Raw genomic sequence first — 14,403 nt, forward strand, 5'->3', positions numbered from 1 at the left:
TGCCTGAAGGTTGTTCATACTGAATGCTATGCACGGAAAAAATAGGATGTGAAATCATGAAGCAACAGCGCGCTTATCTGTGGGTGACGTTATCGATTATCTTACTGACGATCGCGCTCAAGCTGTTCGGGCCCTCGATCGACCTGGTGAATATCGCACTTGTTTATTTGTTGCCGGTCTTGTTAAGCGCCGTGTACGGGGGGAAGGGCCCGTCCCTTTTTGCTGCGGGCTTGGGCGTTCTCATCTTCGACTTCTTCTTTGTTCCGCCGCATCTCAGCTTCTCGGTCACCGACCTGCGGTACCTTGTATCCTTCGCCATCTTCCTGTTCGTGGCGGCGCTCACGGGTAGCCTGGCTTCCAAGCTTAAGCTGCAGCTGGAATATTCCAAGCAACGGGAAGCTCATACGGCATCGTTGTATGCGCTGAGCAAGGAAATGAACGCTTTCGCGGATCTGGAGCCGCTGCTTCGGCATACTTGTTTTCAAGTGTCATCGTCGGTGCAATCCGAGGCTGTCATATATCTCCCGAGCGGCCAAGGCGAGCTGGCGCTTGCGGCTTCCTCGTCGATACCGCCCATATGGGGAATGAACGAATCGGAGACGGTGATCGCCAGATGGGTTTACAGCCAAGGCGAGCGGGCGGGCAAAGGCGCGAACACGTTGCGGGAAGCCTCTGGCTTGTATATTCCGCTGCGGATCGAAGAGAAGACTTACGGGGTGCTCGGCGTCCATCTCGGAGCTGCGGCGCCTAACCCGGAGACGCTCCGTCTGCTGAATGCGCTGGGTGAAATCGCGGCGAGCGCGATCGGCCGCCTCAAGCTTGGCGAAGAAGCGAAGCTTGTGCATCTGACCGCCGAATCGGAGCGGCTGAGGACGGCTATTCTGGATTCCGTCTCCCATGAACTGCGGACCCCGCTTGCGACGGTAATCGGTTCCGCGACGGCGCTCATCGAGAACGACGACTTATTCGGCCGGGAGGATCGAACGGAATTGCTGTCGACGATCAGGGACGGAGCTCTGCGCATGAACCGGCTCGTATCGAATTTGCTCGGCATGGTTCAGCTGGAGAGCGGGATGCTTACGCTGCGCAAAAAATGGTGCGATGTCGAGGACATGATCGGCGTCGTGCTGAAGCAAGTCGAGGATTTTCGCCAGCAACGCGTAATCCGGGTGCGGCTCCCTGAGCATGTCCCGCTCATCCTTGGCGATGAAGTGCTGCTCGAGCAGGTGCTGGTGAACGTGGTCAGCAACGCGATCAAGTATTCGCCGGACCGCAGCGAAATCACGATGCTGGTGGATGAAGAGGAGGAAGCGATTCTCATCTCGATCCATGACCAAGGCATCGGTATCGGCCCGGCAGACAGGGAACGCATTTTCGATAAGTTTTACCGCGCGGAATCGTCCAAGCATGTGCCCGGAACAGGGTTAGGACTTGCGATCTGCCGAGGGATCATCGAGCTCCACGGCGGAACGATCGCGGCCGGATCGAACAACGATAAAGGCACCGTCATTACGATCAGCCTTCCGCTCCATGATGATCATAGGAGTAGGGCTGTTCATGCAGAAGGGGGAATGGAGCTGCCATGACGTCAGAACAGAAGGGGGCTCGCATTCTCGTTATCGACGATGAGCCCCAAATACGCAAACTGCTCAAGGTGACGCTGCAGGCGCACCAATATGAGATCGAGGAGGCGGCAACCGGAGAGGAGGGTATCGTGCAATGCTCTATCGCGCATCCCGACCTGGTCGTCTTGGACTTGGGACTGCCCGATATGTCCGGTATGGACGTGCTCGTCCGGGTGCGGGAATGGTCTAGCGTGCCGATTATCGTACTGACCGCCAAGGACCGCGAGGCGGACAAAATCAAAGCGCTCGACGGCGGGGCGGACGACTATGTCACCAAGCCGTTCGGGATGGGAGAGCTCGTGGCCCGAATCCGGGTTGCGCTGCGGCATGTGGCGAAGTCGGTCCAAGAGCCGATTCTGAAATTCAACGAACTTATCATCGATTTGGCCCAGCGCAGCGTCATGCGCAGCGGGGAGCGCGTCAAGCTGACGCCGACGGAATATGACCTGCTCAAGCTGCTGGCGGCGAACGCCGATAAGGTCATCACGCAGCGCCAACTGCTGCAGCAGGTATGGGGCGGGCATCATAGCGAAACCGAAAGCCATTATTTGCGGGTCTATATCAGCCATCTAAGAAAGAAGCTGGAGGAGGATCCGACGATGCCGAAGTTGATCGTGACGGAGCCCGGCATTGGATACCGGTTCGTCACGCCCGATCCGGAAATTTAGCTAATATGGAATAGGAGGCCGATCATGTATGAGCACTACTCTTGACGAAAGCCGCAAGATAGCGGTCGTAACCGGGGCGAGCGGCGGAATGGGGCGCGCAACGGCCGCGCTGCTTGCGGCCAAGCACGGGATGAAAGTGTATCTGATTGCACGTCATTCAAGCAAAGGCATGGACGCCGTTCACGAAGTGAACCGTCAATCCGGACGGAATGACGCCGAGCTGATCCTGTGCGATTTGGCTTCGATCAGCAGCATTCGTCAAGCGGCCGCTCAACTGACTGCGGCTTGTTCGCATATCGATGTGCTCGTTAATAATGCCGGCGTGGTAACGACGAGAAGGGAAGTGACCGAGGATGGTTTCGAGCGGCAGCTTGGGGTGAACCATCTCGGACATTTTGTGCTGACCGGGTTGCTGCTGCCGCTGCTTAAGCGAAGCAGATCCGGAAGGATCGTGGTTGTCTCGTCAGGCGCGCACAAGATCGGCCGGATGAATTATGAGGATCCCGGCATGGAGAAGCGGTTCACGATCTGGGGTGCTTACGGCAGATCGAAGCTTGCGAATATTTGGTTCGTGAAGGAACTGGCAAGACGGCTTGCCGGCTCGAACGTGACCGTGAACGCGCTTCATCCCGGCGCGGTGTCGACCGACATCGGCGTGGACCGCAGAACCGGCTTCGGCAAGCTGGTTCATCGTCTGCTGCGGCCCTTCTTCCTGACGCCGGAACAAGGATCGGCCACGGCTGTCTATTTGGCCGCTTCTCCGGCCGTAGAGGGGAAAAGCGGCGCCTACTATTACCGGAGTAAACCGGCGCCAACCTCGAAGCTGGCGCAAGAGGCCGAGGCAGCGCAGCGATTCTGGGCATGGAGCGAGGAAGTAACCGGGTTTGAGTGGGTGGAACAGGATCCCTCGTGACGAAACGTAAACCTCTTTAGCCATTCGCCTAAGCCATTAGCCCCCGCCTGAATAGGATATGGCATGACGTTCATTTAGAAGGCGGGGGCTTAGGATGAAGATGCCGTTTATTCCGAGGCACGGCAAGCTGGAAGAAGGACCTTCTTTCCTGAAACGGATCGGCAATGCCGATTTCAAGGGAGGCTGGAATCTGTCCATCTCGCTCCGCGGCGGTTGCCTAGTCTATCAAGCGTTCAGGGATGGCGCCTACGTGACGCTGCTCTACAATAACGGCACCGAGCGCAAGCTGACCTTCAACAAAGGCGGCAAGGTGTTCATCACATTCGGAGGCAAGGTCAGTTATACGAAGCCGGTGAAGAAAGAGGACTTGTAGGCGGACTATCTTGACGAAAAACGAACAACCGAGCAGGCATGTTAGCCCTGCTCGGTTGTTTTTTGTCTTTCATTTCGCTGTACGCGTTTTGTACATCAGGAAGATCAGATACGGAGCGCCGATCAGCGCAACGACGATGCCTGACGGAATCTCTCGCGGCGATAGCATGATTCGCCCGATCCAATCTGCCGATACGAGCAGGATGGCGCCGAATAAGGACGATACGATGAATAGCCGTCTATGATTCGAACCCGTTAGCATGCGCGCGGCATGCGGGGCAAGCAGCCCGATGAAGCCGACGGAACCGACGGCCGCCATCGCCGAAGAGGCGAGCACGACAGCGAGCAGCGTAACGAGCAGCCTGGTTCGGCGAACGGGAAGGCCGAGACCGATCGAGCTCTCGTCCTGGAAGGACAATAGATCTACCTTGCGGCCGAGCCACCATGCCAGAGGCAGCAGCACGATGGCGACGGGAAGGGTCTGCATAAATTCCGGCCATCCGCGGGCATAGGTGCTGCCGGCCAACCAGGTCAAGGCAGGCGCTAAGGTCAGCTGGGCATAGACGACGAGTATATTGATCAGCGCCGTACCGGAAGCGGCAACCGCGATGCCGACGAGCGTTAGCACGGTCGGATTGAGGCCTCTACGCCATGCAGCGGTATAGACGATGGCTGCAGCCGCGATGCCGCCGACGAAAGCGCCGACCGGCACCCAACCCGCGGACAGCTGCGGGAAAGCGATCAAGAGCAGCATGGCGCCGACGCCGGAACCGCTTGCCACGCCGACGATCTGCGGGTCGGCCAGCGGATTGCGGACCGCGCTTTGCATCAGCGTCCCGCTCGCCGCCAGTATCATGCCGACGACGGCTGCCGTTAGCAATCTCGGCAAGCGGAGATCGAGCAGGATTTTCTCGTGCAGTTGCGACCCGTTGCCGATTAAGGTTGCGATCACTTCGCTGGCGGACAGATGCAGCGTTCCGCTCATTAACGCGGTGATGCTGATCGTCACGAGCATCAAGGTGCTGACAATAACGACCGGTACGAAAGGCAGCCTGCTGCCCGTTGCGCCGACATTCATTGACGTTCGGCCTTCGAGCGGAGAAGAGGATGCCGAATGGCGGGAAGCGCGGAGCGCAAGCCAGATGATCCATGGCGCTCCGATGAATGCCGTCACGGCGCCTGCGGGCAGCTCGCCGATCGCGCTCGCCGAGAAACCGCGCGCGACCGTATCGGCGCCGACCAGAAGGGCCGATCCCCATACCGCGCTAATCGGCAGCAGCATCGCGTGACGCTTCATACCGGATAGCTTGACGATATGCGGCGCTAACAATCCGATGAAGCCGATCGGTCCGACGACGCTTACGCTTACGCATGCTAGGATGATGCTGATTGCCATAGCGAACATGCGCGTACGACCTACATGCTGGCCGAGCGACTGGGCGCTCTCCTCTCCGAAGGCCAGCAGATCAAGGTGGCGCACGGTGAACATGACAGCGGCGATCCCGCCCAACACCCAAGGCCAGACGAACTGGACGCCGCTCCAATCGTTCTGATTCAGGCTGCCGGAGCCCCAGACGAACAGACCTTGCGTGTCTTGCTCGAACAGCATCATAAGCGCGCTCGTCACAGAGGACAGGACAAGCGTCACGATCATGCCCGACAGCGCGATCCGTATCGGGGTGCCTTTGCGGCCGCCGCCCATGGCGAATACGGCAATCGCCGCAGCTGCCCCTCCGGCAACGGCGAACAGGAACGTGAATTGATTCAGCATGCCCGGCCAGAAGATCGTTCCGACGACTACGACCAGGAATGCGCCCGCGTTAACGCCTAGCGTCGTCTCGGACGCGAGCGGATTGCGCGTGACCGATTGCATCAGCGCGCCGGCTACGGCAAGAGCGGCGCCGGATAGCAGCCCCATGACGGTTCGAGGGAGCCGAACGCCGTTAATGGCGCGATGCTCCGGCAGATCCTTGGGCGAGAATAAAGCATCGATCACCGTTGCGGGCGATAATGCGGATAAACCTTGCGTCAAGCTGAAGAAGGCCAGGACGATCAGCAGCAAGCTCCCACCGGCGAACATCATAAACGGCATCCAGCCCCTCGCACGGGTAGCGCGACGGGCTGGATCGTTCGATGGAGAGGGAGCGGTTACCCGTTCCTCAGCCAGTTTCATTGTGCGCCAGTGAGCACGTTAACCGCGCGCTCTGCCAGCAATTTGGCGGAGTTAGGGCCGCCATATGGCCATGTGTCTCCGCCGAGCGGGTACAGCCGGTTTTCTTTGACGAAGTTGAGGCCGGTCCAGACACTGTTCTTCGACAATACTTCGATTACGTTGTCTTCTTGCGTGATATTCAGGTAATTCGCGTCAGGTACTTGCTGCAGCAGTTCAACGCCGCCTTCGGAGTAGCCGTATACTTCAAACTGTTTCGGTTGGAAGGCATTCTTCAGACCGAGCTGACCCAATACGCTAATCGCAAGCGCGTTATCGGTAGAGACGCGGAACGTTACGGCATTCTGATCCACCCATGGCATGGTCAGGATGATCGAAGCGCCTTCCTTGCCGGCTGCGGCAAGTTTCGCTTTCCCGTCGTCATACGTTTTCTGAAGATCGGCGAGCACCGCTTCGGCTTCGGCCGTTTTGCCGGTAACGTCAGCGATCGTCTTGAATGTTGCGATCATCTCTTGATATTGGTCGCCTTGACCCTCAGCAGGGTACGGATCGAACAGAACCGTCGGCGCGATCGCGTTCAGCTGATCGTAAGTCGCTTCATGACGGAATTTCACCCCGATGATCAGATCCGGCTCAAGCGCCGCGATCGTTTCAAGGTTTGGCTCCTGGCGCGTGCCTACGTCCGTAACGTCCGCGGATAATTCAGCAGGCAGCGACACCCATTTCTTCATATTCTCGATATCGGCAACGCCGGATGGTTGAACGCCAAGCGATAGCAGATCCTCCGCATAGGTCCATTCAAGCACGACGATTTTCTGAGGCGTTCCGGTAATCGGCAATTCGCCGAGGGCATGTTTGATCGTGCGCGATTCGTCTGCAGCAGCTTCGCTGTCCGCAGCATTATTCGCGGTTTCGGTAGTAGCGGAGTTGGTCTCGGCGGCGTTATTCGCGGAGTTGGAAGAAGTATTCCCGTTGTTACCGCAAGCGGCTACCAAGACAAGCAATACGGCACAGACGATGAAGAGCGATGACTTTCTTAAGCGTGACATAGTTTTGTTCCCCCTAATCTCGTTATCATAGTCGGTTACGTCTAATAAAAAGATGATAATCATTCTCACTGCAACCGAAGCTTATGATAATCGTTCTCAATGATATTGTCAATGATTAGTAAAGAAAAAACTGGATGATATCGCTTTTGCAATAAATCCATTATGCGGCCTGTCTGACATCCGTTATGATAAGTGAAAAGAGGACGAAAGGCGGCCTGACATCATGAATGGAACTGGGAATAATGAAGGATTGAAGCTGGAAGGGGAATCGATCGAACTGGAACTGCTGGAGCCGGGTCATAAATCCCAGCTGGCAAGCCTTCTAAATAATGAAGCGATTTGGGAGTTTACTTGGCGGAAGGTTACGGAACTCGCCCAAGCTGAGGCGCTTGTCGACGAGGCGCTGCAAGCGAGAGCGAATGGCACCCAGCTGCCGTTTGCGGTGATTGACAAGAAGAGCGGCCGAATTGTCGGAACGACGAGGATTGCGGAGATGAATCGGACGCACCGCATTGCGGAAGTCGGCTATTCCTGGCTGTCGCCCGCCGTCTGGCGGACGAAAGTGAATACCGAATGCAAGCGGCTGCTGCTAGCCTACTGCTTCGAGCAGCTGAATGTGCAGCGCGTACAATTCTCGGTGAGCCACTTCAATATCCGCTCCCAGCGTGCGGTGGAACGGATCGGGGCGGTGAAGGAAGGCGTCCTTCGCCGGGCGAGAGTGAAACCCGATGGCAGCATTCACGACGTCGTGATTTATGCTATTCTTGACAACGAGTGGCCGGCTGTGCAGGATAGCCTCGATGGATTGCTGCGCAAGACGTACCGATAAGCTTACTGTTGTCGCTCCCGGATACAGAATCAGACCTATTTACGAGACGCTCTCAAGCCGGCGGCCGCTTTGGCCGCTGGTTTTTTTTGCGTTTGCGCGCGGCCAACAACTCCCAATGATATAGGGCATCGCGAATGATATCATTACAGGTAGCATGGAAAACTGGCTTGATTCGAATAATGAAAGGTGATAATGCATGAAGCTCTCCATGAAGAGTAGTTTAATCGTTACGGGGTTAATGGCAATCGCGTTAGGTTCGGTTTCTTTCTTGGGCTATGACAAGGCCAAAGATTCGTTGGAGCGCAACTTTCAGCAGCAAGCGGACCAGCAGCTTACGAACGTCAAAAATTATATCGATATATGGATCGACGGCAATCGTTCCGTTTACAAGGCTTTGGCGGAAGCGGATGAAATGAAGGCCGGCGATATCGAGAAGATCATGGCCTACAGCACGCGGTTGAGCGAGATGAACCAGAATCCGGATGAATTCGCTTTCATTGATGCCAAAGGTACGCTATACCTGCCGGGCGCAACGGTCGATGTGTCGTCGTACGCCCATTTTCAACAAGCCGTTAAGGGGGAGACCGTGACGGTAGATCCTGTCGGTTCCAGCTCGCCTGGCGTAGAAGGAACGCCGATTGTGCTGACCGCAACGCCAGTCAAGGATGCGGAGGGGCATATTATTGGCGTAAGCAACGGCGGCCAGCCGATCAACGAGTTAATCGATCTCATCTCCAAAGTGAAATTAGGCGAGACTGGACATGCGACCGTATTTACGAAGGAGGGTACGATAGTCGCCGGGCAAAATCCGGAGGATACCTTACATTCGAAAATCGCAGATTTACAAAACGATACCTTAAATCAAGTGGTACAAGACAGCACCAGCGGAAAAACCGGAATTACGGAGGCCGTAATCAACGGCGTAAACAATATCGTCGTTTACGGGAAGGCTAGCTCAATGGATTGGGGCATTATGATAACGGTACCGAAAAGCGAAGCCTATGCCGATGCAAACGCCCTGTTGAAATTCTTAATCGCGATTACCGTCATTTCGTTAATTATTGCCGCAATCATCAATTATGCATTGATTCGCCGCCTATTAAAGCCGCTTACCGCGGTGACTGATCGGTTGAGAAGCCTATCGTCGAACGAAGGCGATCTGACGACCCGCTTGCCGATCGAGACGAATGATGAAGTCGGGGCCTTATCGGCTAATTTCAACTCGATGCTGTCGAATCTGCAGGAGCTGATTAAGACGGTATTGGAAAAAGGGAATTCCGTGACGCAATCGACTTTGACCCTGCAAACGAATGTCGGGCAAATGTCCGCTTCGGCCGAAGTGGTAACGGCTTCGATCCAAGATTCCGTTCAAGGGTTGCAGAATCAACTGGAAGGTTATGACCACAACTTGAACTCCGTCGGCGGCATTAGTACTAGCATTGCCCAAATTGCGGCTACAACCGCATCGACCTCCCGAATTTCCGATCGTACTTCGGAAGAAGCGACCAAAGGCAATGAGATTGTATGCCAATTGTCCGAACAGATGACATTGATTCAGGATACCGTCAACGATTCGGCGGCGATAATCAAGAAACTCGGCGATCGCTCGGAGGAAATCGGGAACATTACGTCGCTGATCACGTCGATTGCGTCGCAAACGAACCTCCTTGCCTTGAATGCATCGATCGAAGCGGCCCGTGCCGGAGAGCATGGAAGAGGTTTTGCCGTCGTGGCGGACGAGGTGCGCAAACTTGCTGAACAATCCACGGATTCGGCCGGGCAGATAACGCGACTCATCAACGAAATTCAAGCGGACACGTTATCCGCGGTCCAAAGCATGGCAAAGGGGACGGGCGAAGTGGTGACCGGCATGAACCGCGCGAGGGAAGTCGGAGACCTCTTCGGGCATATCGTCGAGTCCGTGCGGGATGTGGCAGTCTCGATCGAGAGCATTTCTTCTTCATCCGAAGTGTTGAATGAACATGCCAAGCAAGTAAAAGGTACGATTGAAACCAATTACAAGGTCGCCCATGAGTCTTCGGAAAATTTCGAAACGATCGGAACCGTATCCGAAGAGCAGCTTGCGTCGATCTCGGAAATAAACGGCTCCGTCAATCAACTGGCCGAAACGGCAGGCGAATTGCTTGAGCTGCTCAGCAAGTTTAAGGTTCGATAAGTCGCTGTCGCGGAGAGAGCTTTAGATGATTACCAGATATTTGCAAGCAAGATCGGTATAGCTTTTCTTGTAAACACGCGCTTACAATAAGGGACACAGGCAGAAATGCGCTGTGTCTTTTGTTTATCTGCCATGACGGTTAACGCCGAATAGTTACATCAGCACCCAATAGCCTTCGCATCTGCAGCACCGACAAAGGAGTGTCTTCCATGCTGTATTCGCTCAAAAGCCGTCTCATCACCGCATTCGTTCTCTTATTCGTCCTGTCGTTCGGCGTGATGACGCTGCTGCTGTTCCAAGAATCCCGCTCGATTATTCGCTCCTATGTCGAGTCGTCGGCCTTGGAGAAAATGGACGAGTACGGCTCGTTCATCGACATGGCGCAGTCGCAAATGTACGATTTCTCATCGCTCGTCTTCAACAGCGATCTGACGCATCGTTGGGAGCTCGCAATGGCGGATCCGAGCCTGTCGGCCGGGGAGAAAAGCCTCGCGAACATTACATTCAGCCGATTCCTGACCCAGACGACGAACAATTATTCGATCGTGTCCTCCGTCTTCATCTACCGGGAAGACGGCCTGCGGATCGGGATGAACAACGAGGTCGCATTCGATCCCTCCTTCAAGGAAGAGGCGTGGTACCAGGACTTCAAGGAGCGAAGCGTACGGTGGGTACCGGCCCACCTTGACCCGTATTCGCAGCAATATTACAACAAGCCGGTCATCAGCCTGCTCATGCCGATCGGCCAATTCGAGCCGGGGCTGTCCAAGACGGTAATGAAGGTCAACATTAGCTCGGCGTATCTGCTCGATCCGCTGAACCGGATTCATCTGGGGGAGAGCGGCACGATTTTCCTCCTGAATGAACTGCTCGGCCCCATTTTGTCCCAGACGGAGTACGCCCAGCATGCGGACAAATCCGACCTCGTCACGAAGCTAAGCGCCGCAAGGCAGAAGCAAGGGGTGGAATATACTGCGGGCCAAGAGAAGGGCAGCGACATCGTGGTGTACAAAAAATTCGGTCGTACCGACTGGATCCTAGTCGGGTTCGTCAGCGAAGCGGACCTGTACGGCAAACTGTACAAGCTGCGCAACAGCATCGTCACGTTCGCCATCCTATTATTTCTTGTATCCGTTTTCATTGCGATCTGGCTGTCGCACGGCATTACGCGGCCGCTCACTCGCTTGGTGTCGGCGATGCGTCATGTGCAACGAGGCGATTTTGCGGGCGCGGAGGAGCGGATTCCGGTTGTGCGCAACGTACGCAGCGAGGTCAGCTTCGTTACGATGACGTTCCGCAACATGGTCGGCCAGCTGCGCAGCCATATCCAGACCGAATTCGAGCTGAAGCTGTTGCGGCAACAGGCGGAATATAAGGCGCTGCTGATGCAGATCAACCCGCATTTTCTGTTCAATACGCTGGAGCTGATGAGTTCCCTTGCGATGCAAAAGCGAACGGACGACACGGTCGACGTGATCGAATCCCTGGGCAAAATGCTTCGTTTCTCGCTGCGGATCAGCGACGACGTAATTCGTCTCAAGGAAGAGCTTGCTTATGTGAAGGATTATCTGTCGATCCTGGAAGTTCGCTTCGGCGACAAACTGCAGGTTGCGTTGGAGACCGACGAAGGGCTGGAGCGGGTGATGATTATCAAGTTCATTCTTCAACCGTTAATCGAGAATGCGGTCAAATACAGCTTCCGGCAATCGCCGGAGGCCAGCGTGCAGATCCGCATTAAGCGCGATAACGACCGGCTCCGGCTGTCGGTCGCCGATTATGGTCCGGGTATCCCGGACGAAATGCTGCGCAAGCTGAAGGACCAGTCCGCCTATGCGCAGCTCGATCAGATGCTGACGAGCCGCAGCCGCGAAATCGGCCTTGGGAACGTGCTTGCCCGTTGCAAGCTGTACTATGGCGAGCTGTTCGATCTGCGAATCGTATCTGCGCTCGGCGAAGGCACCGTTATAGAACTGATATTGCCGATTAGGGAGGAGCATGCGAATGTACCGAGTATTGATCGTGGATGACGAGCCGGAAATCCGGCAAGGACTGCAGCTCAAAGTCAATTGGGAGAGCCTTGGCCTTACGATAGCGGGGGAAGCGGGCAACGGCGCGGAAGCGATGGCGATGCTCGCGGACGAGCCGTTCGATATCGTCATTACGGACATGAATATGCCGCTCATGAACGGCGTCTCCTTATTGGAGTCTTGCCAAGAGCGGTACCCGGAGCTTCGGCTGCTCGTCATAACCGGCTATGAAGATATCCGATACGCGAAGGCTGCGGTTCGCCATCAGGCCCGGGATTTCCTGTTGAAGCCGGTTGCCAGAGACGAGCTTTCGGAGGCGCTGACCCGGCTGCGCAAAGAGCTCGACGACGAAAGGGCGCAGCAGAACGAAGCTGCCGCCATCCAGTGGCGGCTGTCGCAATATTACAAGGAGATGAAGGAGCAGTTCATCCTTCAACTGGTGAAAGAGAATCTCGTCCATGCACGGGAACGACTCGAGCGGGCGAAACTGTTCCAGCTCGGCGATTGGGACGCGCGCGCCGTTCGGTTCTTAACGACGGGGCTGCGCGACCGTATACTCGCGCAAGGAACGTCTGCGATGGAGCGGACGCCGGATCAGCTGCGCCTTCCGTTCGAGCTGATCTGCGGCGAGAGCTTGAGCGCTTGCGAAGATTCGGCCTGCATGTTCCGCGATCCGAGCTACCCGGGACTGGTGCACATCGCATCGACGCTAAACGATAAGCAGCTCGCGTCATTAACCGATTCGCTGAAAACGAATGTATCGGCCTATCTCGGCATGGAGCCGTTCATCGGCATCGGCCATTCGGTTATTGGCTTGCAGCAATGGGGCGAAGGCTATATGTCGTCGCTGCTGACGTGGAATCTGGCGGACCGCGGGATGCATGAAGCCGCCCGGGGAGCGGCGGAAGGACAAGCCGCGCTGTCCGAGGATGCGGTGAAGGTGCTTCGCAATTATGCGCAGCGCGGGGATATTCCTTCTTTTGAAACCTTATTAAGCCGTGAACTGGAAGAAGCGCTGAAGATCTCGAGGTCCCGGTTCGTCAAAGTCATTTTCCAGCTGTATCTGATGCTTGAAGCGCTTGCACACGCAGCTCATGTGCCGCTAAGCGGTGGCGAACAGCTATGGCTTCGACCCGAGAAGGTGCTAGGGCTGGATTCGGTCGCCAAAGCCCGCGGGTTCCTCGTGCAGATCACGATTCGCCTGACGGAGCGCCAACAAGCGACGGAGGAGCGCGGCGAGTCGTCGCTCATTGAAGCCGTGCAGCAGTATATCGACGACAACTACATGTTCGACCTCAATTTGACGATGATCGCCGAACGGTTTAACTATCATCCTTCCTACTTCTCCGAGCTGTTCAAGGCGAAGGCCGGAAAGACGTTCATCCAATACGTAACCGATATTCGGATGCGGCAAGCGACACGTCTGCTGGAGGAGACGCAGCTAAGTCTCTGGGATATCGCCGAATTGACCGGTTTCTCCAATGCGAGCTATTTCAGCTCCAAATTCAAGAAGGTGTACGGGATGAGCCCTTCGGAGTACCGGCAGCAGCGACCTGAAAAAATCGATAGCGAAGAGCCGAAGAAATAGCATTCAGGTCAGGCGCCTCCGGCGGTATGCTACACATATACCACTACCGCACACGAGAAAAGGAGGCGTGATGCCCCATGCGCAAGCTGCCGGGAGCTTCGGACAACCTGACCGCCTATACGTTCTTATTGCCTTGGCTGATCGGCTTTTTTGCCTTGACGCTCGGTCCGATGCTCGGTTCCTTGTACCTGTCGCTGACCAAATTCAACCTGCTTAGTCCACCCAGCTGGATCGGGTTCGACAACTACGTCACCATTTTCACCGAGGACAGCACGTTCACGAGGTCGCTCGCCGTTACGTTCACCTACGTGTTCCTGTCGGTGCCGCTGCGGCTGATCTTCGCGCTTGGCGTCGCGATGGCGCTGAACAAGGGCATTCGGGCGCTCGGCATCTACCGTACCGTATACTACTTGCCGTCTCTCTTGGGAGGCAGCGTCGCGATTGCGATCGTCTGGCGGCAGCTGTTCGAGGGGACGGGGGTAGTCAACCAACTGCTCGCCCGCATCGGCATAGAAGGACCGTCGTGGATTTCCCATCCCGATTATGTCGTCTACACGATCGTGACGTTGTCGGTGTGGCAGTTCGGCTCGGCGATGGTCATCTTCCTGGCGGGCCTGAAGCAAATTCCCGCCGATCTGTATGAAGCATCCGAAGTAGACGGCGCAGGCAAGGTTCGGCAATTCTTCCGCATCACGCTGCCGCTCTTATCGCCGGTTATCTTCTTCAATCTGATCATGAGCATCATCAATTCGTTCCAGGCGTTCACGCCGGCATTCATGATCGGGGACGGACGGGGCGGACCGCTCGACGCAACGATGTTCTACACGCTGTACCTGTATTTGAAGGGCTTCTCGTATTTCGATATGGGCTACGCCTCCGCGCTCGCTTGGATCATGCTCATCATCATCGCCATCTTCACCGCCATCGTGTTCGTCACCTCGAAATATTGGGTGTTCTACGGCGACGGCAAGGAAGGGAGGTAGAGG

At 56.0% G+C, this 14,403-nt stretch carries 11 protein-coding genes; 9 read left to right on the top strand and 2 right to left on the bottom strand.

Annotated elements, in window-relative coordinates; all coding sequences use genetic code 11:
• Positions 1 to 56 precede the first annotated feature (56 nt).
• The 4 genes from FHS18_RS17940 to FHS18_RS17955 all read left to right on the top strand — a co-directional run bounded on the left by FHS18_RS17940 (position 57) and on the right by FHS18_RS17955 (position 3,579).
• Positions 57 to 1,586, top strand: coding sequence for an ATP-binding protein (locus FHS18_RS17940; protein WP_183601475.1), 1,530 nt, complete (start codon positions 57 to 59; stop codon positions 1,584 to 1,586).
• Entirely contained in the window at positions 1,583 to 2,293 is a 711-nt protein-coding gene (locus FHS18_RS17945) for a response regulator (RefSeq protein WP_183601476.1), read from the top strand. Before FHS18_RS17940 ends, FHS18_RS17945 begins: the two co-directional genes overlap by 4 nt.
• A 28-nt stretch (positions 2,294 to 2,321) precedes the next feature.
• On the top strand, positions 2,322 to 3,206 hold the full coding sequence (locus tag FHS18_RS17950) for an SDR family oxidoreductase (RefSeq protein WP_183601477.1): 885 nt from the start codon (positions 2,322 to 2,324) through the stop codon (positions 3,204 to 3,206).
• A gap of 94 nt (positions 3,207 to 3,300) precedes the next feature.
• A complete protein-coding gene (locus FHS18_RS17955) occupies positions 3,301 to 3,579 on the top strand; it encodes a hypothetical protein (protein ID WP_183601478.1) in 279 nt (92 codons plus the stop codon).
• A gap of 69 nt (positions 3,580 to 3,648) precedes the next feature.
• Here the strand turns inward: FHS18_RS17955 and fhuB are convergent, their stop codons facing one another.
• Positions 3,649 to 5,751, bottom strand: coding sequence for a Fe(3+)-hydroxamate ABC transporter permease FhuB (gene fhuB, locus FHS18_RS17960; RefSeq protein WP_183601479.1), 2,103 nt, complete (start codon positions 5,749 to 5,751; stop codon positions 3,649 to 3,651).
• On the bottom strand, positions 5,748 to 6,797 hold the full coding sequence (locus FHS18_RS17965) for an ABC transporter substrate-binding protein (protein WP_183601480.1): 1,050 nt from the start codon (positions 6,795 to 6,797) through the stop codon (positions 5,748 to 5,750). Before FHS18_RS17965 ends, fhuB begins: the two co-directional genes overlap by 4 nt.
• A 223-nt stretch (positions 6,798 to 7,020) precedes the next feature.
• Between FHS18_RS17965 and FHS18_RS17970 the strand changes: the two genes are divergently transcribed.
• From FHS18_RS17970 to FHS18_RS17990, 5 genes are all read left to right on the top strand, one after another.
• On the top strand, positions 7,021 to 7,626 hold the full coding sequence (locus FHS18_RS17970) for a GNAT family N-acetyltransferase (RefSeq protein WP_183601481.1): 606 nt from the start codon (positions 7,021 to 7,023) through the stop codon (positions 7,624 to 7,626).
• Between the two features lie 208 nt (positions 7,627 to 7,834).
• Entirely contained in the window at positions 7,835 to 9,802 is a 1,968-nt protein-coding gene (locus FHS18_RS17975; protein WP_221401375.1) for a methyl-accepting chemotaxis protein, read from the top strand.
• Between the two features lie 209 nt (positions 9,803 to 10,011).
• Positions 10,012 to 11,829, top strand: coding sequence for a sensor histidine kinase (locus FHS18_RS17980; RefSeq protein ID WP_183601483.1), 1,818 nt, complete (start codon positions 10,012 to 10,014; stop codon positions 11,827 to 11,829).
• Positions 11,804 to 13,417 (top strand): response regulator, encoded by a 1,614-nt coding sequence (locus tag FHS18_RS17985; RefSeq protein ID WP_183601484.1) that lies wholly within the window; start codon positions 11,804 to 11,806, stop codon positions 13,415 to 13,417. Before FHS18_RS17980 ends, FHS18_RS17985 begins: the two co-directional genes overlap by 26 nt.
• 77 nt (positions 13,418 to 13,494) lie before the next feature.
• Positions 13,495 to 14,400, top strand: a complete 906-nt coding sequence (locus FHS18_RS17990; protein ID WP_183601485.1) for a carbohydrate ABC transporter permease — start codon at positions 13,495 to 13,497, stop codon at positions 14,398 to 14,400.
• The last annotated feature ends 3 nt before the right edge of the window (positions 14,401 to 14,403 follow it).

It is taken from the genome of Paenibacillus phyllosphaerae (genome assembly GCF_014192105.1).
In the GTDB taxonomy this organism is placed as follows: Bacteria; Bacillota; Bacilli; order Paenibacillales; family Paenibacillaceae; genus Paenibacillus_Z; species Paenibacillus_Z phyllosphaerae.

Excerpts from the sequence above, each read along its gene's own strand:
- FHS18_RS17945 (WP_183601476.1), top strand. The coding sequence starts at position 1,583 with ATGACGTCAGAACAGAAGGGGGCTCGCATTCTCGTTATCGACGATGAG.
- FHS18_RS17975 (WP_221401375.1), top strand. The coding sequence starts at position 7,835 with ATGAAGAGTAGTTTAATCGTTACGGGGTTAATGGCAATCGCGTTAGGT.
- FHS18_RS17950 (WP_183601477.1), top strand. The coding sequence starts at position 2,322 with ATGAGCACTACTCTTGACGAAAGCCGCAAGATAGCGGTCGTAACCGGG.
- FHS18_RS17965 (WP_183601480.1), bottom strand. The coding sequence starts at position 6,797 with ATGTCACGCTTAAGAAAGTCATCGCTCTTCATCGTCTGTGCCGTATTG.
- FHS18_RS17985 (WP_183601484.1), top strand. The coding sequence starts at position 11,804 with ATGTACCGAGTATTGATCGTGGATGACGAGCCGGAAATCCGGCAAGGA.
- FHS18_RS17980 (WP_183601483.1), top strand. The coding sequence starts at position 10,012 with ATGCTGTATTCGCTCAAAAGCCGTCTCATCACCGCATTCGTTCTCTTA.
- FHS18_RS17970 (WP_183601481.1), top strand. The coding sequence starts at position 7,021 with ATGAATGGAACTGGGAATAATGAAGGATTGAAGCTGGAAGGGGAATCG.
- FHS18_RS17940 (WP_183601475.1), top strand. The coding sequence starts at position 57 with ATGAAGCAACAGCGCGCTTATCTGTGGGTGACGTTATCGATTATCTTA.
- FHS18_RS17990 (WP_183601485.1), top strand. The coding sequence starts at position 13,495 with ATGCGCAAGCTGCCGGGAGCTTCGGACAACCTGACCGCCTATACGTTC.
- fhuB (WP_183601479.1), bottom strand. The coding sequence starts at position 5,751 with ATGAAACTGGCTGAGGAACGGGTAACCGCTCCCTCTCCATCGAACGAT.
- FHS18_RS17955 (WP_183601478.1), top strand. The coding sequence starts at position 3,301 with ATGAAGATGCCGTTTATTCCGAGGCACGGCAAGCTGGAAGAAGGACCT.